This window comes from Aquabacterium soli, from assembly GCF_003933735.1.
GTDB lineage: Bacteria > Pseudomonadota > Gammaproteobacteria > Burkholderiales > Burkholderiaceae_C > Aquabacterium > Aquabacterium soli.
This window is the reverse complement of the sequence record NZ_RSED01000022.1, coordinates 32,688-53,450: the sequence shown is the minus strand read 5'-3', so window position 1 is coordinate 53,450 and position 20,763 is coordinate 32,688. Positions and strand designations below refer to the sequence as shown.

General features: G+C 65.5%; 19 protein-coding genes and 2 pseudogenes. 12 read left to right on the top strand and 9 right to left on the bottom strand.

Annotated features, from left to right (window positions below; all coding sequences use genetic code 11):
- Positions 1–36: 36 nt before the first annotated feature.
- The 5 genes from EIP75_RS20570 to EIP75_RS20550 form a co-directional block, all read right to left on the bottom strand.
- On the bottom strand, positions 37–465 hold the full coding sequence (locus EIP75_RS20570; RefSeq protein WP_125245068.1) for a PIN domain-containing protein: 429 nt from the start codon (positions 463–465) through the stop codon (positions 37–39).
- Positions 462–1,601, bottom strand: coding sequence for a tRNA 2-thiouridine(34) synthase MnmA (mnmA, locus tag EIP75_RS20565; protein WP_125245067.1), 1,140 nt, complete (start codon positions 1,599–1,601; stop codon positions 462–464). Before mnmA ends, EIP75_RS20570 begins: the two co-directional genes overlap by 4 nt.
- Before the next feature lie 34 nt (positions 1,602–1,635).
- Entirely contained in the window at positions 1,636–2,187 is a 552-nt protein-coding gene (locus EIP75_RS20560; protein ID WP_233584964.1) for an NUDIX hydrolase, read from the bottom strand.
- Between the two features lie 115 nt (positions 2,188–2,302).
- Positions 2,303–2,944 (bottom strand): TetR/AcrR family transcriptional regulator, encoded by a 642-nt coding sequence (locus tag EIP75_RS20555; protein ID WP_125245065.1) that lies wholly within the window; start codon positions 2,942–2,944, stop codon positions 2,303–2,305.
- A 59-nt stretch (positions 2,945–3,003) separates the two neighbouring features.
- Positions 3,004–3,780, bottom strand: a complete 777-nt coding sequence (locus EIP75_RS20550; RefSeq protein ID WP_158622926.1) for a sensor histidine kinase — start codon at positions 3,778–3,780, stop codon at positions 3,004–3,006.
- Positions 3,781–3,971: 191 nt separating this feature from the next.
- Here EIP75_RS20550 and EIP75_RS20545 point away from each other — a divergent pair, with 191 nt between their 5' ends.
- From EIP75_RS20545 to EIP75_RS20520, 6 genes are all read left to right on the top strand, one after another.
- Positions 3,972–6,206: a putative bifunctional diguanylate cyclase/phosphodiesterase gene (locus EIP75_RS20545; protein ID WP_158622925.1), complete on the top strand. Its 2,235-nt coding sequence runs from the start codon at positions 3,972–3,974 to the stop codon at positions 6,204–6,206.
- Positions 6,167–7,708, top strand: a complete 1,542-nt coding sequence (locus tag EIP75_RS20540; RefSeq protein WP_338014952.1) for a methyl-accepting chemotaxis protein — start codon at positions 6,167–6,169, stop codon at positions 7,706–7,708. The genes EIP75_RS20545 and EIP75_RS20540 overlap by 40 nt, the downstream gene beginning before the upstream one ends.
- Positions 7,709–7,892: 184 nt before the next feature.
- Positions 7,893–9,008 carry a Re/Si-specific NAD(P)(+) transhydrogenase subunit alpha gene (locus EIP75_RS20535; RefSeq protein ID WP_125245061.1) on the top strand — a complete coding sequence of 372 codons (1,116 nt, stop codon included), beginning with the start codon at positions 7,893–7,895 and terminating at the stop codon, positions 9,006–9,008.
- A 20-nt stretch (positions 9,009–9,028) separates the two neighbouring features.
- Complete coding sequence (gene panD / locus EIP75_RS20530; protein WP_125245060.1) at positions 9,029–9,391, top strand: aspartate 1-decarboxylase; 363 nt, start codon at positions 9,029–9,031, stop codon at positions 9,389–9,391.
- A gap of 20 nt (positions 9,392–9,411) precedes the next feature.
- On the top strand, positions 9,412–9,720 hold the full coding sequence (locus EIP75_RS20525; RefSeq protein WP_125245059.1) for an NAD(P) transhydrogenase subunit alpha part 2: 309 nt from the start codon (positions 9,412–9,414) through the stop codon (positions 9,718–9,720).
- Positions 9,721–11,283: an NAD(P)(+) transhydrogenase (Re/Si-specific) subunit beta gene (locus EIP75_RS20520; protein WP_125245058.1), complete on the top strand. Its 1,563-nt coding sequence runs from the start codon at positions 9,721–9,723 to the stop codon at positions 11,281–11,283.
- Between the two features lie 148 nt (positions 11,284–11,431).
- On the opposite strand, the gene EIP75_RS20515 is transcribed toward EIP75_RS20520, so the two are convergent.
- On the bottom strand, positions 11,432–12,673 hold the full coding sequence (locus EIP75_RS20515; protein WP_125245056.1) for a hypothetical protein: 1,242 nt from the start codon (positions 12,671–12,673) through the stop codon (positions 11,432–11,434).
- Between the two features lie 22 nt (positions 12,674–12,695).
- Entirely contained in the window at positions 12,696–14,009 is a 1,314-nt protein-coding gene (locus EIP75_RS20510; protein ID WP_125245055.1) for a tetratricopeptide repeat protein, read from the bottom strand.
- A gap of 183 nt (positions 14,010–14,192) precedes the next feature.
- Here EIP75_RS20510 and EIP75_RS20505 point away from each other — a divergent pair, with 183 nt between their 5' ends.
- The 4 genes and pseudogenes from EIP75_RS20505 to EIP75_RS24695 all read left to right on the top strand — a co-directional run.
- The gene (locus EIP75_RS20505) at positions 14,193–14,795 is read left to right on the top strand and encodes a glutathione peroxidase (protein ID WP_125245054.1); all 603 of its coding nucleotides are present in this window, start codon (positions 14,193–14,195) and stop codon (positions 14,793–14,795) included.
- A 194-nt stretch (positions 14,796–14,989) separates the two neighbouring features.
- Positions 14,990–15,265 (top strand): BTH_I0359 family protein, encoded by a 276-nt coding sequence (locus tag EIP75_RS20500; RefSeq protein WP_125245053.1) that lies wholly within the window; start codon positions 14,990–14,992, stop codon positions 15,263–15,265.
- Between the two features lie 189 nt (positions 15,266–15,454).
- Positions 15,455–16,381 (top strand): annotated as a pseudogene (locus tag EIP75_RS24700) (MHYT domain-containing protein); the annotation flags it as partial.
- Between the two features lie 43 nt (positions 16,382–16,424).
- A pseudogene (locus EIP75_RS24695) lies at positions 16,425–16,760 on the top strand (NAD(P)(+) transhydrogenase (Re/Si-specific) subunit beta); the annotation flags it as partial.
- A gap of 148 nt (positions 16,761–16,908) precedes the next feature.
- Here EIP75_RS24695 and EIP75_RS20490 read toward each other — a convergent pair.
- A complete protein-coding gene (locus tag EIP75_RS20490) occupies positions 16,909–18,150 on the bottom strand; it encodes a hypothetical protein (RefSeq protein ID WP_125245056.1) in 1,242 nt (413 codons plus the stop codon).
- Between the two features lie 22 nt (positions 18,151–18,172).
- A complete protein-coding gene (locus tag EIP75_RS20485) occupies positions 18,173–19,486 on the bottom strand; it encodes a tetratricopeptide repeat protein (protein WP_125245055.1) in 1,314 nt (437 codons plus the stop codon).
- 183 nt (positions 19,487–19,669) lie between these two features.
- Here EIP75_RS20485 and EIP75_RS20480 point away from each other — a divergent pair, with 183 nt between their 5' ends.
- Positions 19,670–20,272, top strand: a complete 603-nt coding sequence (locus EIP75_RS20480) for a glutathione peroxidase (protein ID WP_125245054.1) — start codon at positions 19,670–19,672, stop codon at positions 20,270–20,272.
- A gap of 194 nt (positions 20,273–20,466) precedes the next feature.
- Positions 20,467–20,742, top strand: coding sequence for a BTH_I0359 family protein (locus EIP75_RS20475; protein ID WP_125245053.1), 276 nt, complete (start codon positions 20,467–20,469; stop codon positions 20,740–20,742).
- The last annotated feature ends 21 nt before the right edge of the window (positions 20,743–20,763 follow it).

The window sequence follows — 20,763 nt, the reverse complement described above, 5'->3', positions numbered from 1 at the left end:
GTGCGTGTCGGCGTGTGTGCCTGTTGGTGTGTCGGATCAGGGCGCTGGGCGGGATGCCACCCACTGCTGCAGGCTCAGCACCTGCGTGCCATGCAAGCGGGCGCGTTTGGCCAGCTTCAGCAGCGCTGCATCTTTCGTGAACAGCCATTGTGCTTTCAGGTGCAGGGCCAGGTCGATGAAGACCTGGTCGTCCGGGTCCTTGCATTTGAGCGGGCCGCGCGGCGGCTCGTCCACCATGTGCGCGTGCTCGAACACGGTGGTGGTCAGGGCCGGATCGGGCTGCCAGCGTGCGAACACGGAGCGAGGCCACACGTGGTGCCACTCGGTCTGCATCGACGGGCAGGCGATCCAGCGCATCGTGCCGGCCGCCAACTGGGCGGCCAGCGGGTGGGCGGCCGGGTCCTTGAACACGCGCCAGTCCAGCAGCGCGTTGGTGTCCAGGATGACGATGGCGGTCTCGCTCATGCCGCGGGGCCCGAGCCGGTGATCACGCCACCGCCCAGGCACACATCGCCGTCGTACATCACCACGGATTGGCCAGGCGTCACGGCCCATTGCGCCTGTGGGAAGCGCAGCTCGATGTGGTCGGGTGTGGCGGCGGTCACCTCGCAGGCGGCGTCTTCCTGGCGGTAGCGCGTCTTGGCGGCCAGCGCAGGCAGGTGCTCGGCGGGCGGCTGGCCGGCCACCCAGCTCAGGTCATCGGCCGCCAGCGTGTGCGATTGCAGCCAGGGGTGGTCGTGACCCTGCACCACGTACAGCGTGTTCTTGTCCATGTCCTTGCGGGCCACGAACCAGGGCTCGTGCTCGCCGCCGCCGCGCGGGGCCTTCTTGTCCTTCACGCCGCCGATGCCGATGCCCTTGCGCTGGCCCAGCGTGTAAAAGCTCAGGCCCACGTGCTCGCCCAGTTTGCGGCCCTTGTCATCGAGCATCGGGCCGGGCTGGTTGGACAGGTAGCGGTTGAGGAACTCGCGGAAAGGCCGCTCGCCGATGAAGCAGATGCCGGTCGAATCCTTCTTCTTGGCGTTGGGCAGGCCGATCTCGGCCGCGATGCGGCGCACCTCGGTCTTGGGCAGCTCGCCCACGGGGAACAGCGTCTTGGCCAGTTGCGACTGGTTCAGCCGGTGCAGAAAATAGCTCTGGTCCTTCAGTGGATCCAGGCCCTTGAGCAACTCGAAACGCGCGCCGCCGTCAACGCGGGCATCGGCCACCTCGCGCACACGGGCGTAGTGGCCGGTGGCGATCTTCTCGGCGCCCAGGCGCATGGCGTGGTCCAGGAAGGCCTTGAATTTGATCTCGGCGTTGCACAGCACATCGGGGTTGGGTGTGCGGCCGGCCTGGTACTCGCGCAGGAACTCGGCGAAGACGCGGTCCTTGTAGTCGGCCGCGAAGTTCACGTGCTCGATCTCGATGCCCAGCACGTCGGCCACGCTGGCCGCATCCAGGAAATCCTGGCGCGACGAGCAGTACTCGCTGTCGTCGTCATCTTCCCAGTTCTTCATGAAGATGCCGACCACCTCGTGGCCCTGTTGCTTGAGCAGGTGCGCGCTGACGGCGGAATCGACGCCGCCGCTCAGGCCCACCACCACCCGGTACCGCTTCATGATGACAAGGGCAGGAGAAAGAACGTGTCGGGGATCAGGCCACGCGTGCGGGGGGCACGGATGGCGGAACGGAAGGGGACGCGGGCGACGAGAACAGGCTGTCGTGCGCGTTGACGATGCCCAGCGGATAGCGCTGGCCAGTCAGGTAGGCCTCGATGCACTCGAGCACCAGCGGGCTGCGCAGGCGCTCGGGCTGGGCGCGGATCTCGTCGGCCGTGAGCCACAGCGTGCGCACGATGCCTTCGTCGAGTGTCAGCGTGAGGTCGGGCTCGGACACGCTGCCGATGTAGGTCAGGCGCAGGTAGGTGGTGTCTTCACCGGTGCGGGTGCGCCGAAAGCGCGACATGAACATGCCCAGGAAGCCCTCTGGCGTGAACCGGCAGGCGGTTTCTTCGAGCGTTTCGCGAATCACGGCCTGCTCGGGCGTCTCGCCCGGGTCCAGGTGGCCGGCCGGGTTGTTCAGCAGCAGGCCATCGGAGGTGTCTTCCTCGACCAGCAGGAAACGGCCTTCTCGTTCGATCACGGCAGCCACCGTCACGTTGGGTTTCCAACGTGCCTTGGGGGCTTGCAGCGGGGTGGCAGACACCGGTGACATCCGTGCGGCTTCCTATAGATCGGGTGGATCGGGTGGCAGATCGAGGTCGACTGGTTTCAACAACCCGGCATTATCCGATATTGCCGAGAAAGCTGCATGACAGTTTTCACGGAGGGCTGGCGGGTGTGGCCCAGGCGGTCAGGCTCTGGTTCAGATCGGTCAGCACCAGGTCCCGGTGAGCCTGGGCCTGCTCGGGAGGTTGGTCCAGGATGCCGATGGCGACATGCAGGAAGCCGAAGACCCTGTAGAGCAGCAAGGTGCGCAGGGTGGCCGTGTCCGCCGAGGCAGGCAGGTGAGGCTGGAGCAGGGCGTCGAGCTGCTGGAAGTGCAGCTGCATGCCTTCGCGGTCGAACAGCTCGCGGCGCAGGACCACGAAATCCGTGCTGGGCGAGTCGTTCAGGAAGATGAAGCGGAAATCGGCACGGTGTGCCAGCCAGTGGTCGATGAAGGCCGCGACATAGGCCTGCAGGCGCTGGCCGGGGGCTTGTGCCTCGGCCTGGGCAGCGCAGTGGCGGGCGCTGGCCTCGACGATGCCATCCCAGATCACGCACAGCAGCGCGTCCTTGCTGCTGAAGTACCAGTAGAAGGCCATCGGCGTGACCCCGGCGGTGGCGGTGACGCGGCGAATCGTGACCGCGGCATGGCCTTCGGTCAGGAAGATGTGGCGGGCGATCGAGATCAGTTCCTGGCGGAACGCTTCGCGGGCCTGCGGGGTGATGCGGCGTTTTCCCTTGTCTTCGTTGGGCATACGGATGAGGGCCCGATGCAGCCGGGCGCCGCAGGAGTGTAAGCAATGCGCGTGACGGCTCAGGCCGCGGCGGCCGCCTGAGTGACGCAGGATGAGGGGAGATCCAGCCTGAACACCGAGCCCCGGCCTGGTCGGCTGCGCACCGACAGCGTGGCGCCCATCAAGGCGGCCATGCGCTGTGCCAACGCAAGGCCCATGCCCGTGCCGTCGGCCATGCACAGTTCCTTGCCCAGACGCTCGAAGGGTTGGAACAGCCGCGCCTGCTGCGAGGCGCTCAGGCCCAGGCCACTGTCCCACACGCGCAATTGCACGCCGCCGAGGGCGGTCACCCGGGCGCAGACCACCGCATGACCACCGGGCTGGTTGTATCGGATGGCGTTGGACACCAGGGTGCGCAAGGTGCGGGTCAGCAGGGAGGGGTCGGTCCAGCCGGTCATGGACGCCGGCGCCCGCAGGCTCAGGCGTACCTCTGCCGCCATGGCTTCGGGCTGCAGCAGATCCACCACCTGCCTGCATACCGAGCCCACGTCTACCAAGCAGGGGCGGGCCCTGGCTTGTGGCGCGGACAAGGCCAGAAGGCCCAGAAACTCTGCCCGCAGATTGCCCAGCAGTTCCACGGTGTCGTGGATGCGGCGCAACTGCCCATCGCCCTGCGCCAGGGATGGGACATGCTCCAGCCGGGCGGTGGCGTCGAGCAGGTCGCCCAGCACCTGGCCGAGTGCCTGCAGGAAGCGATAGAGCACGGGCGCTGGAACGGCCGGAGCCTCCGAGGCATCGGCCGGGGCACCGGCAGGGCGGCGGGGCTCGCGGAAAAGGGTGGAGTTGTCCCGGGTCATGGGCAGGCCTTCCCGACTTGTGATTTGTGTTCTTATACATGTATAGTACATGTATAAGAAGGACTGTCACAGCCTGCGGATCCTTTGGAATAGAGGGGTTGCAGGCGATCCTAGTGAGGCACCTTCAAGCCGGGCTTGCGCTGCGTCAAGCGTGGCCTAGGCGGTGCGGGGCCTACCGCGGGAACAGGGGAATGAGCAAGCAGGACACGGGTGCGGACATGCCAGGGGTGCTGGAGCAACTGCAGAAATATCGCTTGGTGGTGGAGCACACCCGCAACATGGTGGTCATCACCGATGCCGCGCGCCGCATCGAGTACGTGAACCCGGCTTACACCGCCGTGACCGGCTGGACGCTGGAAGAGGTGCGCGGCTGCAAGCCGGGGCGCCTGCTGCAGGGGCCCAGAACCAACCCGGACACCGTGCGCCACCTCTCGGCTGCGCTCGACAAGGGCTGCGCCGTGACGGGCGTGGAACTGGTCAACTACAACAAGCAGGGCGACGAGTACTGGGTCTGCCTCAACATCCAGCCAGTGCTCGACGCTCAGGGGACGGTGACCCACTTTGTGGCCATCGAATCGGATGTGACCGAGCAGCGCCGCGCCCGTGAAGAACTGGTGGCCAGCGAGCGACGCCTGGCCGAGGCTCAGTACCTTGCCCGCATGGCCAGCTTCGAGTGCGATCTGAGCACCCACCGCATGGTCTGGTCGCGTGATTCGGCGCGTGTGCTCGCCCTGGCGCCCGCCGCGTTGGCCGGGCATTTCATGGAGCACGTGGCCTGCCTTCACCCCGATGATCGCGACCTGTTGATGGACGCCTACTGGGCGGCCGCGTCGGAAGGGCATTCCTACGAGGTGGAGTACCGCGTGCCCGGTGAAGACGGTGCCCTGCGGTGGCTGCGCGAGCGCGGCCACTGCCTGCCCGGCGACGAGCAACTGCCGAATCGGCTCAGCGGACTGATCCAGGACATCACCCTGACCAAGGCCGCGCAGGACCGCATCGAGTACCTGGCCCTGCACGACACGCTCACTGGCCTGGCCAACCGCGAGCAGCTCAAGCAGCTGCTGCGCCAGCACATGCTCAAGGGCGCCCACGGGCAGGGCGAGCAACTGGCCCTGCTGTTCATGGACCTGGATCGCTTCAAGAACATCAACGACAGCCTGGGTCACCACGTCGGCGACGAGGTGCTGCAGATCCTGGGAGCACGCCTGCGCGAGGCCGTGCGCGCCAGCGATGTCGTGTGCCGTCTGGGTGGCGACGAGTTCGTCATCGTGCTGGTCGGTGTGGAGGATCCCCAGGTGGTCAGCCGCGTGGCCAGCAAACTGCTCGGCCGCGTGGCGCAGCCACTGGCGGTGCAGGGCCGCGAGCTGCACGTCACGGGCAGCCTGGGTGTGAGCCTGTTTCCGCAGGATGGCAACGCCGTGGAAGAGCTGATGCGCCATGCCGATGCCGCCATGTACCAGGCCAAGGCGCGTGGGCGCAACACCGTCGCCTACTTCAGCCCCGAGATCAATGCTTTGTCGGGCGAGCGCTTCGAGCTGGAAAGCCAGTTGCGCCTGGCGCTGCATCGGCACGAGCTGCAACTGCACTACCAGCCTCAGTTCCAGGCCGATGACGGTGTCTTGATGGGCTTCGAGGCGTTGCTGCGCTGGCGTACCTCCACCGGCCGCTGGGTGCCGCCAGACACCTTCATTCCCCTGGCCGAAGAGTCCGGCCTGATCGACGACATCGGGGCCTGGGTGTTGGACCAGGCCTGTGCCCAGTGGCGGGCCTGGCGAGATGCCTTTGGCGTCTCGATGCGCCTGGCCGTGAACCTGTCGGCTCACCAATTGCGCCGCCCTGGCCTGGTCGAGCGCATTGCGGCCCTGATTGAACGCCATGGCCTGCCGCCGCGCACGCTTGAGCTGGAGCTCACTGAAACCGTGGCCATGCACGATCCGGCCGCCAGCATCGAGCTGATGCGGCAACTGCGTGACCTGGGCGTGTGTCTGGCCGTCGATGATTTCGGCACGGGCTACTCATCACTGGCCTATCTCAAGGCCCTGCCGCTGGATCGGCTCAAACTTGACCGATCCTTCGTGAAAGACATCGAGACCGACCCGGACGACCGGGCCATCTGCAGCGCCACCATCGTGCTGGCCCGCACCCTGGGGCTGGAGGTGGTGGCCGAAGGTGTCGAAACCCTGGCACAGCGTGACTACCTCCGCAACCAGGGATGCGACCTGATGCAGGGCTTCCTGCTGGGCCGCCCCATGTCCGCCGATGACGCCGGAGCCTTGCTTCGCGGCCCTGCGTCATCCGTTCTTTCACCCCCTTTACCTTGCCAACCCCACTGCGCCGCGGAGCACGAATGCGCCAAAACCTGCCTGTCACACAGCGAGAGCAGCCCTTGCCCGACGGAGTGTCTCTCCTGTCGACCACCGACCTGAACAGCCGCATCACCTACGCCAATGCGGCCTTCGTGCAGGCCAGCGGTTTCAGCCGGGAAGAGCTGATCGGCCAGCCGCACAACCAGGTGCGCCACCCGGACATGCCGCCGCAAGCCTTCGCCGACATGTGGGCCACCCTGCGCGCTGGCCAGTCCTGGACGGCGCTGGTGAAGAACCGCTGCAAGAACGGCGACCACTACTGGGTGCGGGCCAACGCTGCGCCCATGCGGCGAGAGGGCCGGGTGATGGGCTATCTGTCGGTCCGCACCAAGCCCTCCGAACTGGAAGCTGCCCGTGCTGAAAGGCTGTACGGCCGCTTTCTCAGCGGCCAGGCCGGCGTGCTGGCCTTTCACAAGGGCCTGGTCATCTACAGAGGCTGGCATGCCTCGTGGCGCTCGGCGCTGCAGTTGCTGCCGGTGCGCTGGCGGCTGCGCGCCGCCAGCACCGGTGCGGCACTGGTGTGGTCTCTGGTTTGGGCGGTGACCGTTTCGCTGGGGCCGCGTCCGATCGGGTTGCCAGGCCTGATGGGCGCTGCAACGGGCCTGCTGGTCAGCGTGGCCGCCTGCCTGTGGCTGGAACGCCAGTTGGCGCAGCCGCTGCAGGCCGTGCTGCAGCAGGCGCTGGCGGTGGCCAGCGGCCAGCCCGGTGACAACATCCACCTGGACCGTGTGGACGAGATCGGCATGATCCTGCGCGCCGTCAACCAGGCCGGCCTGAACCTGCGCTCGCTGGTGGAAGACGTGGGTGCACAAGTGGCTGACATGCGCCATGCCAGCGCCGAGATTGCTTCGGGCAACGCAGACCTCAGCACCCGCGCTGAACAGGCCGCATCGAGTCTTCAGCAAGCTGCCGCCTCGATGGACGAACTCAGCGCCACGGTGCGTCACAACGCCGAGGTGGCCCGCGAAGCCACGGGCCTTGCCGCCACCGCGCGCCAGGTGGCCGGCCGTGGCGGCCAACTCGTCGGAGAGGTCGTGCAGGCCATGCAGGATATCAGCGCCGGTTCCAGCCGCATCACCGACATCGTTGGCGTGATCGACAGCCTGGCCTTTCAGACCAACCTGCTGGCGCTCAACGCGGCCGTCGAGGCCGCGCGGGCTGGTGAGCATGGCCGTGGCTTCGCCGTCGTGGCTGGCGAGGTGCGAGGCCTGGCCCAGCGCAGCGCCGGGGCCTCGCGCGAGATTCGCGGCCTGATCGGCGCTAGTGCGTCGCGTGTGGACGCAGGCGCACAGCGGGTGCACGACGCGGGGAGCGCCATGGACGACATCGTGGCCCAGGTGCAGCGCATGAGCGCGCTCGTGCACGACATCAGTGAAGCCTCGGCCGAACAGGCGCGTGGCCTCGATGAGGTGGCCCAGGCCGTGTCGCGCCTGGACCAGATGACGCAGCAGAACGCTGCACTGGTAGAACAGTCCGCCGCAGCGGCCGGTCGACTGCGGGAGCGTGCCGACCGGTTGGCCGATGCGGTCGATGTGTACCGCGTTCAGGGGGGCGGTGCCTGAACGCCTCCAGCATCAGGTACCATCCGCATGTGACAACGTAGATTGTCAGGTTTTTGTCTGCCACGGCGGTGACGGACCGCTTTCGCTTGTTTGCATGCCGATCCCGCTGCAAACCTGTGTATGCTGGCGCGTTCCGCTCTGAATACCGCCCCCTTTGAAGGGCACCACCCCTAGGAGACCACGTATGCTCATCGGCATACCCCTGGAAACAGTCGCGGGCGAATCCCGCGTGGCGATCACGCCGGAAACCGTCAAGAAACTCAAGGCCCAGGGCCACACGCTGCGCGTGCAGTCGGGCGCCGGCATCGCCGCCAGCGTCATCGATGAAGCCTATGTGGCCGCTGGTGCCGAGATCACCGATGCGGCCGGCGCCCTGGGCGCCGACATGGTGCTCAAGGTGCGCTCGCCCCAGGCGTCCGAACTGCCCCTGATGAAGCCCGGCGCCGTGCTGGTGGGCATGCTCAACCCTTTCGACAAGGACGGCCTGCAGGCGCTCACCGGCGCCCAGCTCACCGCTTTTGCGTTGGAGGCAGCGCCGCGCACCACGCGGGCGCAGAGCATGGACGTGCTGTCCTCGCAGGCCAACATCGCCGGCTACAAGGCCGTGATGATCGCCGCCGACAAGTACCAGCGCCTGTTCCCGATGCTGATGACGGCCGCCGGCACCATCAAGGCCGCGCGTGTCGTGATCCTGGGCGTGGGCGTGGCGGGCCTGCAGGCCATCGCCACGGCCAAGCGCCTGGGCGCGGTCATCGAGGCCTCTGATGTGCGCCCCTCCGTCAAGGAACAGGTCGAGTCGCTGGGTGCCAAGTTCATCGACGTGCCCTACGAGACGCCCGAAGAGAAGGAAGCCGCCGAAGGCGTGGGCGGTTACGCCCGCCCCATGCCGCAGAGCTGGCTCGATCGGCAGAAGGTCGAGGTCGCCAAGCGCGTGGCCCAGGCCGACATCGTCATCACCACCGCCCTGATCCCAGGCCGCGCCGCGCCCGTGCTCGTCACGGAAGACATGGTCAAGTCCATGAAGCCCGGCTCGGTCATCGTCGACCTGGCGGCCCCGGCCGGCGGCAACTGCCCGCTGACCGAGCCTGGCCAGATCGTCGTCAAGCACGGCGTGACCCTGGTCGGTGAAACCAACCTGCCCGCCCTGGTGGCGGCGGATTCGTCCTCGCTGTACGCGCGCAACGTGCTGGACTTCCTCAAGCTGGTCTTCAACAAGGAAGGCCAGTTCCATGTGGACCTGGAGGACGACATCGTCAAGGCTTGCCTGATGTGTCGCGACGGTCAGCTGCTGCGCGCCTGATCCTGATTTGAGAGTTTGATATGCAACGCATGATGCTGCGGGCCAAGCTGCACCGCGCCACCGTGACCGAGGCGGACCTTCACTACGAAGGTTCGTGCGGCATCGATGAAGACCTGCTGGAAGCGGCCGACATGAAGGAGTTCGAGCAGATCGAGCTCTACAACATCAACAACGGCGAGCGCTTTGCCACCTACATCATCAAGGCGCCGCGCGGCTCCGGGGTGATCTCGCTCAATGGCGCGGCGGCCCGCAAGGCCCACGTGGGTGATCTGATGATCATCTGCACCTACGGCCCCTTCGATGAGGCCGAGGCGGTCAGCCACAAGCCCAAGGTGGTGCTGCTCGACGCCGAGAACCGCATCAAAGAGATCCGCAAGTTCTGACAACATCTGGAGAAGACACGATGGAAGCCATCTCCCACGTCGTCACCAACCTGACCATCTTCGTGCTGGCCATCTATGTGGGCTATCACGTGGTCTGGACGGTGACCCCCGCCCTGCACACCCCGCTCATGGCCGTGACCAATGCGGTCTCGGCCATCGTCATCGTGGGCGCCATGCTGGCGGCCGCACTCACCGTCACGACCCTGGGCAAGACCATGGGCGTGCTGGCCGTGGCGCTGGCAGCCGTGAACGTCTTCGGCGGCTTCCTGGTCACCCGGCGCATGCTGGAGATGTTCAAGAAGAAAGAAAAGAAGGCAGAGGCCAAATAAATGAGCATGAACCTCATCACCCTGCTGTACCTGGTCGCCTCGGTGTTCTTCATCCAGGCGCTCAAGGGCCTGAGCCACCCGACCACGTCCATCCGCGGCAACGTTTTCGGCATGACCGGCATGGCGATTGCCGTGCTCACCACCATCGGCCTGATCCACGGACAGGCCCAGGCGCTGGGCGTCGATTTCGGCCAGGGCATCGCCTATGTGCTGGCGGCGGTGGTCGTCGGTGGCGGCGCGGGCGCCGTGATGGCCAACCGCGTCGAGATGACCAAGATGCCCGAGCTGGTGGCCTTCATGCACAGCATGATCGGGCTGGCCGCGGTGTTCATCGCCGTGGCCGTGGTGGCAGAGCCGGCCGCCTTCGGCCTGGTGCCAGCCATCGTCAAGGACGTGATCGCCGTGGGTGACCCGGTGGCCGTGTCGGCCCAGATCGGCAGCCTGCAGCTCGACGCCATCGTGCCCTCGCCCGTGGCGGTCGAGGCTGCTGCCGTGAGCACTGGCGTGGGCCAGATCCCGGCCGGCAACCGACTCGAGCTGTTCCTGGGCGCGGCCATCGGTGCCATCACCTTCAGTGGCTCGGTGATTGCCTTCGGCAAGCTCAGCGGCAAGTACAAGTTCCGCCTGTTCCAGGGCGCGCCCGTGCAGTTCAAGGGCCAGCACATGCTGAACCTGGTGCTGGCGCTGGCCACCATCGGCCTGGGCCTGGTCTTCATGGCCACCGAGCGCTGGGATGCCTTCTTCGCCATGCTGGCGCTGAGCTTCGTGCTGGGCGTGCTGATCATCATCCCGATCGGCGGCGCCGACATGCCGGTGGTGGTGTCCATGCTCAACAGCTACTCGGGCTGGGCGGCGGCGGGCATCGGCTTCTCGCTGAACAACAGCATGCTGATCATCGCCGGTTCACTGGTGGGCAGCTCGGGCGCGATCCTGAGCTACATCATGTGCAAGGCCATGAACCGCTCGTTCTTCAACGTGATCCTGGGCGGCTTCGGTGGTGAGGCCAGCAGCGCCGCCGCCGGTGGCGCGCAGCAGCAGCGCCCCGTCAAGAGCGGTTCGGCCGACGACGCCGCCTTCGTGCTGGGCAATGCCGAAACCGTGATCATCGTGCCCGGCTACGGCCTGGCCGTGGCCCGCGCGCAGCACGCCGTGAAGGAGCTGGCCGCCAAGCTCACCGAGAAGGGCGTGACCGTCAAGTACGCCATCCACCCGGTGGCCGGCCGCATGCCCGGCCACATGAACGTGCTGCTGGCCGAGGCCGAGGTGCCCTACGACCAGGTCTTCGAAATGGAAGACATCAACGGCGAGTTCGGCCAGGCCGACGTGGCCATCATCCTGGGCGCCAACGACGTGGTGAACCCGGCGGCGCACGTCAAGGGCAGCCCGATCTACGGCATGCCCATCCTGGAGGCCTACAAGGCCAAGACGGTGATCGTGAACAAGCGCTCCATGGCCTCGGGCTATGCCGGCCTGGACAACGAGCTGTTCTACATGGACAAGACCATGATGGTCTTCGGCGACGCCAAGAAGGTGGTCGAAGAAATGGTCAAGGCGGTGGAGTGACCGCACCGGCCGCGCCGCTGGCGCGGTGAGCGGCCTCACCAAGGGGATGAGGCGTCAAACAAAGAAGGGAGCCCGAGGGCTCCCTTCTGTCATTTCGCGCCGCAGGTCACGGGCCGGGTTGTCCGGGCGCCGCGGCGCGGCACCTGTGTCATTGTCGGCGGTCGTTGCCGCCTCTGGTGACGATGAATGGGGCCACATAACGACCGGTGTAGCCCTGGCTGGGGTTCACCGAAACAGTCTGCGGCGTGGCGTTGCCGACACCGGCGGGCTGTTGCAATGATGGCAGCACGGTCTTGGTGATGTCGACCACGCCGCCGGCAGCAGCGGCGGCTGGTCCGAAGAACGCGCCTTGCACCGTCCCTGTGACGGTGGCCCGCGGATCGGTGGTCCCTACCGTGTTCGATGTGAAGGTCGAGCCGACGACGGTGCCCCCGGCTGTGAAGCCCACGCCCCCTGTCAGCATGGTTCCGCCGCTGGTTGTAGCCCTGGTGCTGACGACGTTGCTGTCGCCGCCGCCATTCCAACTTCCTGTCCACGAGCCCGCATTGAAGTTCACTTTCACGTTGACATTCGTGCCGTAGTGATCCGTGCCGTTGTACTCGGCATTGGTGACGCCTCTGATAGTCGCCATGCTGGCATCGGTGGTGGTATAGCCGATCACACCCCAACTGCCTTGCATGCTGGATGAGCCTTGCACGTACGTCACCAGCTTGAAATTGATGGCTTCTATCTGCTCGGGCGAGTAGAAGCTGCCAGCTCGCTGGGGGTCTGCTCCGATTTGGTATGCGTTGGTGGGTAGGTTGTTATTGGCGTAATGGAAGCCGCCTGGTGTCTCCCCCAGAAACCGTCCATATCCAGCGGTCAAGTTCAAGTCGCCTGACGCCGGTAAGCGGAAACTCGCATCGGTGGAGGACAGCACCGTGACTTCTAGCTGAATTGTTTGAGGCAGCAATGCGGAGCCGGTTTCGCCTTGCGAGCCAACGGTGCCATTGAGCCGGAATGCGTTGAAGTCGGATAGAGGCTTGGATTGGTCTGGGTCGTTCAGATCACCACCCCTGAAAATGCCAAATCCGCAGATGCTGCCGCCGGCGCATGCCGCGACAGGATCGATAGGTGGCGTGGTGCCGGGTTGCGTGATCTGCGCCAGCGGACGGTACGGATCGGTGCTGACACGCGGCGCCGCCACGGGCGGGTTGTTGCCCGCGGCCGTGGGTTCGAATTCAGCCCAGGGGCCCCAGCTGCTGGTCGAGTCTTCCTGGATGCTCACGTTGGCATACAGCGTCACGCTGCGCAACTGCTCCGGTGTGGCGGCAGCATGGCTGGCCTGGTGCCAGCACAGGGCGGCCGTGGCCAGGGCGACGGCGGTGATGCGGGTGGTGGTGGTCTTCATGAACTGCTCCTGATGGGTATGGTCAGAACCCGCGGCCCAGCGTGAACTGCACGGTGTCGCGGTCGTAGCCATAGAGGCTCAGATTGGCCTCGTTGTGGACATTGGTGACGGTGGCCGACAGCTGCCATTTCTGCAACCAGCCGGTCTGGAACTCGTGGCTGGCGCCCAGCTCGACGCGGCGCTCGGTCTCGCGGCGGGCCTCGCCGTAGAGCGGCTCGACGCCGTCAAAGCGGCTGCGGCGCCAGGCGGCGCGGGCAAACAGGTCGCCGCCCTCCCAGGCCCGCAGGCGGGCGCCCAGGAAGTACTCGTAGCCGTCGTTGCTGAAGCGGTCCTGATCGGCCGATTCATCGAACCAGCGGGCGCCGCCCTGCACGGCCAGCTGACCGCGGTTGAACAGGTGGCCATAGGCCAGGCCTGCCGAGCGGTAGGTGCTGTCGCGGCCTTCATCGACGCTGCGTTTGAAATCGCGCTTGACCCACTGCACGTCGGCCGTGAGTTCGCCATCGGCCCCGATGCGCACCGCGGCCGACGGGCTCAGCGAGGTGTACACGCCCAGCGTGTCGCCACCGAAGGTCAGGTGGTCGACCTGCAGGTTCAGGTTGCCGCGCCACTGGTTGCCCACGATCAGCGTGGGGCCGGTGGCCAAGGTCGCGACGCCCAGGTTGTAGTCGTGCTCGTTGTGGTAGCTCTTGTAGTACAGGCTGCCCTGGCTGACCCAGCCGAAGCGGGCGGTGGACTGGCCCAGGCGCACCGGCGAAGGGCTCATCCAGGTGTGGATCAGGCCGGCCTGGGCCACCACGGCCCAGTCGGAAGTTTCCAGGCTGCCGGGCGTGAGCTGGAAGCCGCCGGGCAGCACGGCGTTGTCGGGCCCGGCGTTCACGTTGCTGTCGTACAGCAATCCCAGAGACACACTGGGCTCGAACTTATGGGGCTTCTCGAACGCGGCCTTCTCTTCAAGCTCGAGCTGCTTCAGGAAGGACAACACCGACAGCTTGACGTTCTCGGGCGTCTGTGGATCGTCCAGCACGCGCTGTGATTCGGCTCGGGCCTTGGCGAAGTTCAGCGTGCGGTAGTAGCTCACGGCCAGTTCCAGCCGGGCACGGTTGAGCGTGGGGTTGGCCGACAGCAGGGTTTCGAGCGATTCGATGGCGGAGTAGGGCGCGCCGGTTTCGCGCTGGTACAGCGCCTGGCGGTACTGGTCGTCGACGGAGGCGTCGGCTTGGGCATTGGCCGCACAGGGGGCCAGCAAGGCAGCCAGGCCAGCGACGGCGAGGGCGGTGGAACTCAGTCGTGCGGACAGGCGGCGCTGCGTCAGCGGGGATGTTGTTTGAGGCATTGGCGAAAGTCCATTCGGATCATGATTATTCGAATCATTGTGAAATATCACCGCCTCGCCGTCGAGCGCTGGCCAACGCCGATATCGGGGGCCTGACCCCTAGAAATAGGGGAAGCGGCTATGAAAATGGGACACGCTGATGCATGGAGGGCTGCAATTTGCGCGATGTGCCATCATTCGTGCATGCACACGTCCATTGCTCACCTGCGCCTGACACCGGCCCTGGCCTTGACGCTCGGGTTGGCGGGGATGTCGTCACAGGCCTCGGCTGCAGACCTGGGCGTCACGGCCCAGCCCGCCTGCCCGCCCTTGCTCAACAAGACCTTCCCGCGCCTGCAGGATGAAAAACCGCAGCCCCTGTGCCAGTACGCGGGCAAGGTGTTGCTCGTGGTCAACACGGCCAGCTACTGTGGCTTCACATCGCAGTACCAGGGACTGGAAGCCTTGCACGCCAAGTACAAAGACCGGGGCCTGGTGGTGCTGGGCTTCCCGTCCAACGATTTCGGCAACCAGGAGCCGGGCAACGCCAAGCAGATCGCCGAGTTCTGCCAGAACACCTTCGGCGTCAAGTTCCCGATGTTCACCAAGAGCACGGTCAGGGGCGAGGGCGCCAACCCGCTCTATGCCGAGCTGATCCGCCTCAGCGGCACCAGCCCCAAGTGGAACTTCTACAAGTATCTGGTGTCTCGAGATGGACGCACCGTGACGGCCTACAGCAGCATGACCGCACCAGATGACGGCGATCTGGTCCAGGACATCGAGAAACGCCTCGCGGCACGTCCCTGAGCCCGTGCAACGCCGGCCTGCTCCGTGGCTGGCGACGCATGTTGTGCAATACACCACAGCGCTTCACCCGCTGCACTGGTCAGCCCTCAAGTCGGGGAGTGACGCAGCCGAAGCTGAGGTCAATGATGGGCTTGAGAACGGGCAATTTGTCCCCAACTCCCTGTCAGACCCAGACAGGATACGGAGTACCGTCCATGCACATGCTCTACAACTCAGACAACTACGCCGTCGTTCAGATCGACATGGCTGCCGAACAGGTGGGTATCCACCTCGCCCAGGCGCTCACGCGTGGTGGTTATGAGATCGTCGACAAATTCGCCCGCAAGGAAATCTTCATCGAAGGTGCCCTGGCCGAATCCTTCAAGGAAGGTGTCGAAGCCTTGATCGAATCCTCGCCCAGCATCGAAGAGTTCGATGCCTACCTCGAACGCTACGCCGGCATGGCGCAGCAACCGGTCGTGATGCACTGACATCCGGCCTGGCCCGGCCTGCCGCCTGATGCGCGGCGGGCGGAGCCGCCTCACGGCGAAGTCCACGCGGGAGCGTGCAGCACTTTCGGCCGTTTTTCCGTCTTCTGCCTCCTTTTTCGCTCCGTGACTGGTTTTTGCCCGTTCTTCCGCGCTCAAGAAGTGTTGTAAGAAGCCGAAACTCACACGGTGATGGCGCAGCGGCGCGCCTCCTGGAATCTGGATATGGTCGGTGAAGTGATTTTCATGCCGTCGAGCTACGAAGCATGGACCGTCGTGGCATCGGTGCTGCTGGCGATGTTCGCGTCTTTCGTGGCGCTGGACCTGGCCAAGCGTGTGCGCACGGCCGATCGCGCCATCGCCCGCGCCTGGCTGATCGGTGGTTCGGTGACGATGGGCATCGGCATCTGGGCCATGCACTTCGTCGGCATGATGGCCTTCAAGCTGCCCATCTCGGTAGGCTACGACGTGCTCTACACCCTGGTGTCGGCCCTGGCTGCCATCGGCGTGTCGTACATGGCGCTGTGGATCGCCAGCCGCCACAAGCTCACCTGCCTGCGCCTGACCGGCGGGGCCGTGGCGATGGGCGCCGGCATCTGCGTGATGCACTACCTGGGCATGCACGCCATGGAAATGAGCCCGGACGTGGTCTGGGACTGGCGCCTGGTGGCGGCCTCGGCCGGCATTGCCGTGGGCGCCTCGGCCGTGGCCTTGCTGATCTTCTTCTGGCTGCGCAAGCTGCAGGGCCTGCCGGCCCTGGTGTGGCAGATGGCGGCGGCGGCCATCATGGGCGTGGCCATCGCCGGCATGCATTACACGGGCATGGCCGCGGCGTCCTTCCCACTGGGGTCGGTCTGCACCTCGTCCAGCGAGCTGCGTGGCGACACCTTGGGTGTGATGGTGGGCGCGGCCTCCATGCTGCTGCTGTCGATGACGCTGCTGACCTCCATCATGGACGCACGCACACAGTCGCGCACCAACAAGCTGGCCGCCTCGCTGCAGGTGGCCAACCAGGAGCTCAAGCACATTGCCTTCAAGGATCCGCTCACGGGCCTGGCCAACCGCCTGGTCTTCGAAGACCAGCTCGACAGTTCGGTGCTGCGGGCGCAGGAAGGCAACCGCCGCCTGGCCATCCTGTTCATCGACCTGGACGGCTTCAAGCCCATCAACGACAGCNGTGCTGCTGGCCGAGGCCGAGGTGCCCTACGACCAGGTCTTCGAAATGGAAGACATCAACGGCGAGTTCGGCCAGGCCGACGTGGCCATCATCCTGGGCGCCAACGACGTGGTGAACCCGGCGGCGCACGTCAAGGGCAGCCCGATCTACGGCATGCCCATCCTGGAGGCCTACAAGGCCAAGACGGTGATCGTGAACAAGCGCTCCATGGCCTCGGGCTATGCCGGCCTGGACAACGAGCTGTTCTACATGGACAAGACCATGATGGTCTTCGGCGACGCCAAGAAGGTGGTCGAAGAAATGGTCAAGGCGGTGGAGTGACCGCACCGGCCGCGCCGCTGGCGCGGTGAGCGGCCTCACCAAGGGGATGAGGCGTCAAACAAAGAAGGGAGCCCGAGGGCTCCCTTCTGTCATTTCGCGCCGCAGGTCACGGGCCGGGTTGTCCGGGCGCCGCGGCGCGGCACCTGTGTCATTGTCGGCGGTCGTTGCCGCCTCTGGTGACGATGAATGGGGCCACATAACGACCGGTGTAGCCCTGGCTGGGGTTCACCGAAACAGTCTGCGGCGTGGCGTTGCCGACACCGGCGGGCTGTTGCAATGATGGCAGCACGGTCTTGGTGATGTCGACCACGCCGCCGGCAGCAGCGGCGGCTGGTCCGAAGAACGCGCCTTGCACCGTCCCTGTGACGGTGGCCCGCGGATCGGTGGTCCCTACCGTGTTCGATGTGAAGGTCGAGCCGACGACGGTGCCCCCGGCTGTGAAGCCCACGCCCCCTGTCAGCATGGTTCCGCCGCTGGTTGTAGCCCTGGTGCTGACGACGTTGCTGTCGCCGCCGCCATTCCAACTTCCTGTCCACGAGCCCGCATTGAAGTTCACTTTCACGTTGACATTCGTGCCGTAGTGATCCGTGCCGTTGTACTCGGCATTGGTGACGCCTCTGATAGTCGCCATGCTGGCATCGGTGGTGGTATAGCCGATCACACCCCAACTGCCTTGCATGCTGGATGAGCCTTGCACGTACGTCACCAGCTTGAAATTGATGGCTTCTATCTGCTCGGGCGAGTAGAAGCTGCCAGCTCGCTGGGGGTCTGCTCCGATTTGGTATGCGTTGGTGGGTAGGTTGTTATTGGCGTAATGGAAGCCGCCTGGTGTCTCCCCCAGAAACCGTCCATATCCAGCGGTCAAGTTCAAGTCGCCTGACGCCGGTAAGCGGAAACTCGCATCGGTGGAGGACAGCACCGTGACTTCTAGCTGAATTGTTTGAGGCAGCAATGCGGAGCCGGTTTCGCCTTGCGAGCCAACGGTGCCATTGAGCCGGAATGCGTTGAAGTCGGATAGAGGCTTGGATTGGTCTGGGTCGTTCAGATCACCACCCCTGAAAATGCCAAATCCGCAGATGCTGCCGCCGGCGCATGCCGCGACAGGATCGATAGGTGGCGTGGTGCCGGGTTGCGTGATCTGCGCCAGCGGACGGTACGGATCGGTGCTGACACGCGGCGCCGCCACGGGCGGGTTGTTGCCCGCGGCCGTGGGTTCGAATTCAGCCCAGGGGCCCCAGCTGCTGGTCGAGTCTTCCTGGATGCTCACGTTGGCATACAGCGTCACGCTGCGCAACTGCTCCGGTGTGGCGGCAGCATGGCTGGCCTGGTGCCAGCACAGGGCGGCCGTGGCCAGGGCGACGGCGGTGATGCGGGTGGTGGTGGTCTTCATGAACTGCTCCTGATGGGTATGGTCAGAACCCGCGGCCCAGCGTGAACTGCACGGTGTCGCGGTCGTAGCCATAGAGGCTCAGATTGGCCTCGTTGTGGACATTGGTGACGGTGGCCGACAGCTGCCATTTCTGCAACCAGCCGGTCTGGAACTCGTGGCTGGCGCCCAGCTCGACGCGGCGCTCGGTCTCGCGGCGGGCCTCGCCGTAGAGCGGCTCGACGCCGTCAAAGCGGCTGCGGCGCCAGGCGGCGCGGGCAAACAGGTCGCCGCCCTCCCAGGCCCGCAGGCGGGCGCCCAGGAAGTACTCGTAGCCGTCGTTGCTGAAGCGGTCCTGATCGGCCGATTCATCGAACCAGCGGGCGCCGCCCTGCACGGCCAGCTGACCGCGGTTGAACAGGTGGCCATAGGCCAGGCCTGCCGAGCGGTAGGTGCTGTCGCGGCCTTCATCGACGCTGCGTTTGAAATCGCGCTTGACCCACTGCACGTCGGCCGTGAGTTCGCCATCGGCCCCGATGCGCACCGCGGCCGACGGGCTCAGCGAGGTGTACACGCCCAGCGTGTCGCCACCGAAGGTCAGGTGGTCGACCTGCAGGTTCAGGTTGCCGCGCCACTGGTTGCCCACGATCAGCGTGGGGCCGGTGGCCAAGGTCGCGACGCCCAGGTTGTAGTCGTGCTCGTTGTGGTAGCTCTTGTAGTACAGGCTGCCCTGGCTGACCCAGCCGAAGCGGGCGGTGGACTGGCCCAGGCGCACCGGCGAAGGGCTCATCCAGGTGTGGATCAGGCCGGCCTGGGCCACCACGGCCCAGTCGGAAGTTTCCAGGCTGCCGGGCGTGAGCTGGAAGCCGCCGGGCAGCACGGCGTTGTCGGGCCCGGCGTTCACGTTGCTGTCGTACAGCAATCCCAGAGACACACTGGGCTCGAACTTATGGGGCTTCTCGAACGCGGCCTTCTCTTCAAGCTCGAGCTGCTTCAGGAAGGACAACACCGACAGCTTGACGTTCTCGGGCGTCTGTGGATCGTCCAGCACGCGCTGTGATTCGGCTCGGGCCTTGGCGAAGTTCAGCGTGCGGTAGTAGCTCACGGCCAGTTCCAGCCGGGCACGGTTGAGCGTGGGGTTGGCCGACAGCAGGGTTTCGAGCGATTCGATGGCGGAGTAGGGCGCGCCGGTTTCGCGCTGGTACAGCGCCTGGCGGTACTGGTCGTCGACGGAGGCGTCGGCTTGGGCATTGGCCGCACAGGGGGCCAGCAAGGCAGCCAGGCCAGCGACGGCGAGGGCGGTGGAACTCAGTCGTGCGGACAGGCGGCGCTGCGTCAGCGGGGATGTTGTTTGAGGCATTGGCGAAAGTCCATTCGGATCATGATTATTCGAATCATTGTGAAATATCACCGCCTCGCCGTCGAGCGCTGGCCAACGCCGATATCGGGGGCCTGACCCCTAGAAATAGGGGAAGCGGCTATGAAAATGGGACACGCTGATGCATGGAGGGCTGCAATTTGCGCGATGTGCCATCATTCGTGCATGCACACGTCCATTGCTCACCTGCGCCTGACACCGGCCCTGGCCTTGACGCTCGGGTTGGCGGGGATGTCGTCACAGGCCTCGGCTGCAGACCTGGGCGTCACGGCCCAGCCCGCCTGCCCGCCCTTGCTCAACAAGACCTTCCCGCGCCTGCAGGATGAAAAACCGCAGCCCCTGTGCCAGTACGCGGGCAAGGTGTTGCTCGTGGTCAACACGGCCAGCTACTGTGGCTTCACATCGCAGTACCAGGGACTGGAAGCCTTGCACGCCAAGTACAAAGACCGGGGCCTGGTGGTGCTGGGCTTCCCGTCCAACGATTTCGGCAACCAGGAGCCGGGCAACGCCAAGCAGATCGCCGAGTTCTGCCAGAACACCTTCGGCGTCAAGTTCCCGATGTTCACCAAGAGCACGGTCAGGGGCGAGGGCGCCAACCCGCTCTATGCCGAGCTGATCCGCCTCAGCGGCACCAGCCCCAAGTGGAACTTCTACAAGTATCTGGTGTCTCGAGATGGACGCACCGTGACGGCCTACAGCAGCATGACCGCACCAGATGACGGCGATCTGGTCCAGGACATCGAGAAACGCCTCGCGGCACGTCCCTGAGCCCGTGCAACGCCGGCCTGCTCCGTGGCTGGCGACGCATGTTGTGCAATACACCACAGCGCTTCACCCGCTGCACTGGTCAGCCCTCAAGTCGGGGAGTGACGCAGCCGAAGCTGAGGTCAATGATGGGCTTGAGAACGGGCAATTTGTCCCCAACTCCCTGTCAGACCCAGACAGGATACGGAGTACCGTCCATGCACATGCTCTACAACTCAGACAACTACGCCGTCGTTCAGATCGACATGGCTGCCGAACAGGTGGGTATCCACCTCGCCCAGGCGCTCACGCGTGGTGGTTATGAGATCGTCGACAAATTCGCCCGCAAGGAAATCTTCATCGAAGGTGCCCTGGCCGAATCCTTCAAGGAAGGTGTCGAAGCCTTGATCGAATCCTCGCCCAGCATCGAAGAGTTCGATGCCTACCTCGAACGCTACGCCGGCATGGCGCAGCAACCGGTCGTGATGCACTGACATCCGGCCTGGCCCGGCCTG

Bases quoted from the DNA above. Each gene is read 5' to 3' on its own strand.
- EIP75_RS20570 (WP_125245068.1), bottom strand. From the start codon at position 465: ATGAGCGAGACCGCCATCGTCATCCTGGACACCAACGCGCTGCTGGAC.
- mnmA (WP_125245067.1), bottom strand. From the start codon at position 1,601: ATGAAGCGGTACCGGGTGGTGGTGGGCCTGAGCGGCGGCGTCGATTCC.
- EIP75_RS20555 (WP_125245065.1), bottom strand. From the start codon at position 2,944: ATGCCCAACGAAGACAAGGGAAAACGCCGCATCACCCCGCAGGCCCGC.
- EIP75_RS20550 (WP_158622926.1), bottom strand. From the start codon at position 3,780: ATGACCCGGGACAACTCCACCCTTTTCCGCGAGCCCCGCCGCCCTGCC.
- EIP75_RS20545 (WP_158622925.1), top strand. From the start codon at position 3,972: ATGAGCAAGCAGGACACGGGTGCGGACATGCCAGGGGTGCTGGAGCAA.
- EIP75_RS20535 (WP_125245061.1), top strand. From the start codon at position 7,893: ATGCTCATCGGCATACCCCTGGAAACAGTCGCGGGCGAATCCCGCGTG.
- panD (WP_125245060.1), top strand. From the start codon at position 9,029: ATGCAACGCATGATGCTGCGGGCCAAGCTGCACCGCGCCACCGTGACC.
- EIP75_RS20525 (WP_125245059.1), top strand. From the start codon at position 9,412: ATGGAAGCCATCTCCCACGTCGTCACCAACCTGACCATCTTCGTGCTG.
- EIP75_RS20520 (WP_125245058.1), top strand. From the start codon at position 9,721: ATGAGCATGAACCTCATCACCCTGCTGTACCTGGTCGCCTCGGTGTTC.
- EIP75_RS20515 (WP_125245056.1), bottom strand. From the start codon at position 12,673: ATGAAGACCACCACCACCCGCATCACCGCCGTCGCCCTGGCCACGGCC.
- EIP75_RS20510 (WP_125245055.1), bottom strand. From the start codon at position 14,009: ATGCCTCAAACAACATCCCCGCTGACGCAGCGCCGCCTGTCCGCACGA.
- EIP75_RS20505 (WP_125245054.1), top strand. From the start codon at position 14,193: ATGCACACGTCCATTGCTCACCTGCGCCTGACACCGGCCCTGGCCTTG.
- EIP75_RS20500 (WP_125245053.1), top strand. From the start codon at position 14,990: ATGCACATGCTCTACAACTCAGACAACTACGCCGTCGTTCAGATCGAC.
- EIP75_RS20490 (WP_125245056.1), bottom strand. From the start codon at position 18,150: ATGAAGACCACCACCACCCGCATCACCGCCGTCGCCCTGGCCACGGCC.
- EIP75_RS20485 (WP_125245055.1), bottom strand. From the start codon at position 19,486: ATGCCTCAAACAACATCCCCGCTGACGCAGCGCCGCCTGTCCGCACGA.
- EIP75_RS20480 (WP_125245054.1), top strand. From the start codon at position 19,670: ATGCACACGTCCATTGCTCACCTGCGCCTGACACCGGCCCTGGCCTTG.
- EIP75_RS20475 (WP_125245053.1), top strand. From the start codon at position 20,467: ATGCACATGCTCTACAACTCAGACAACTACGCCGTCGTTCAGATCGAC.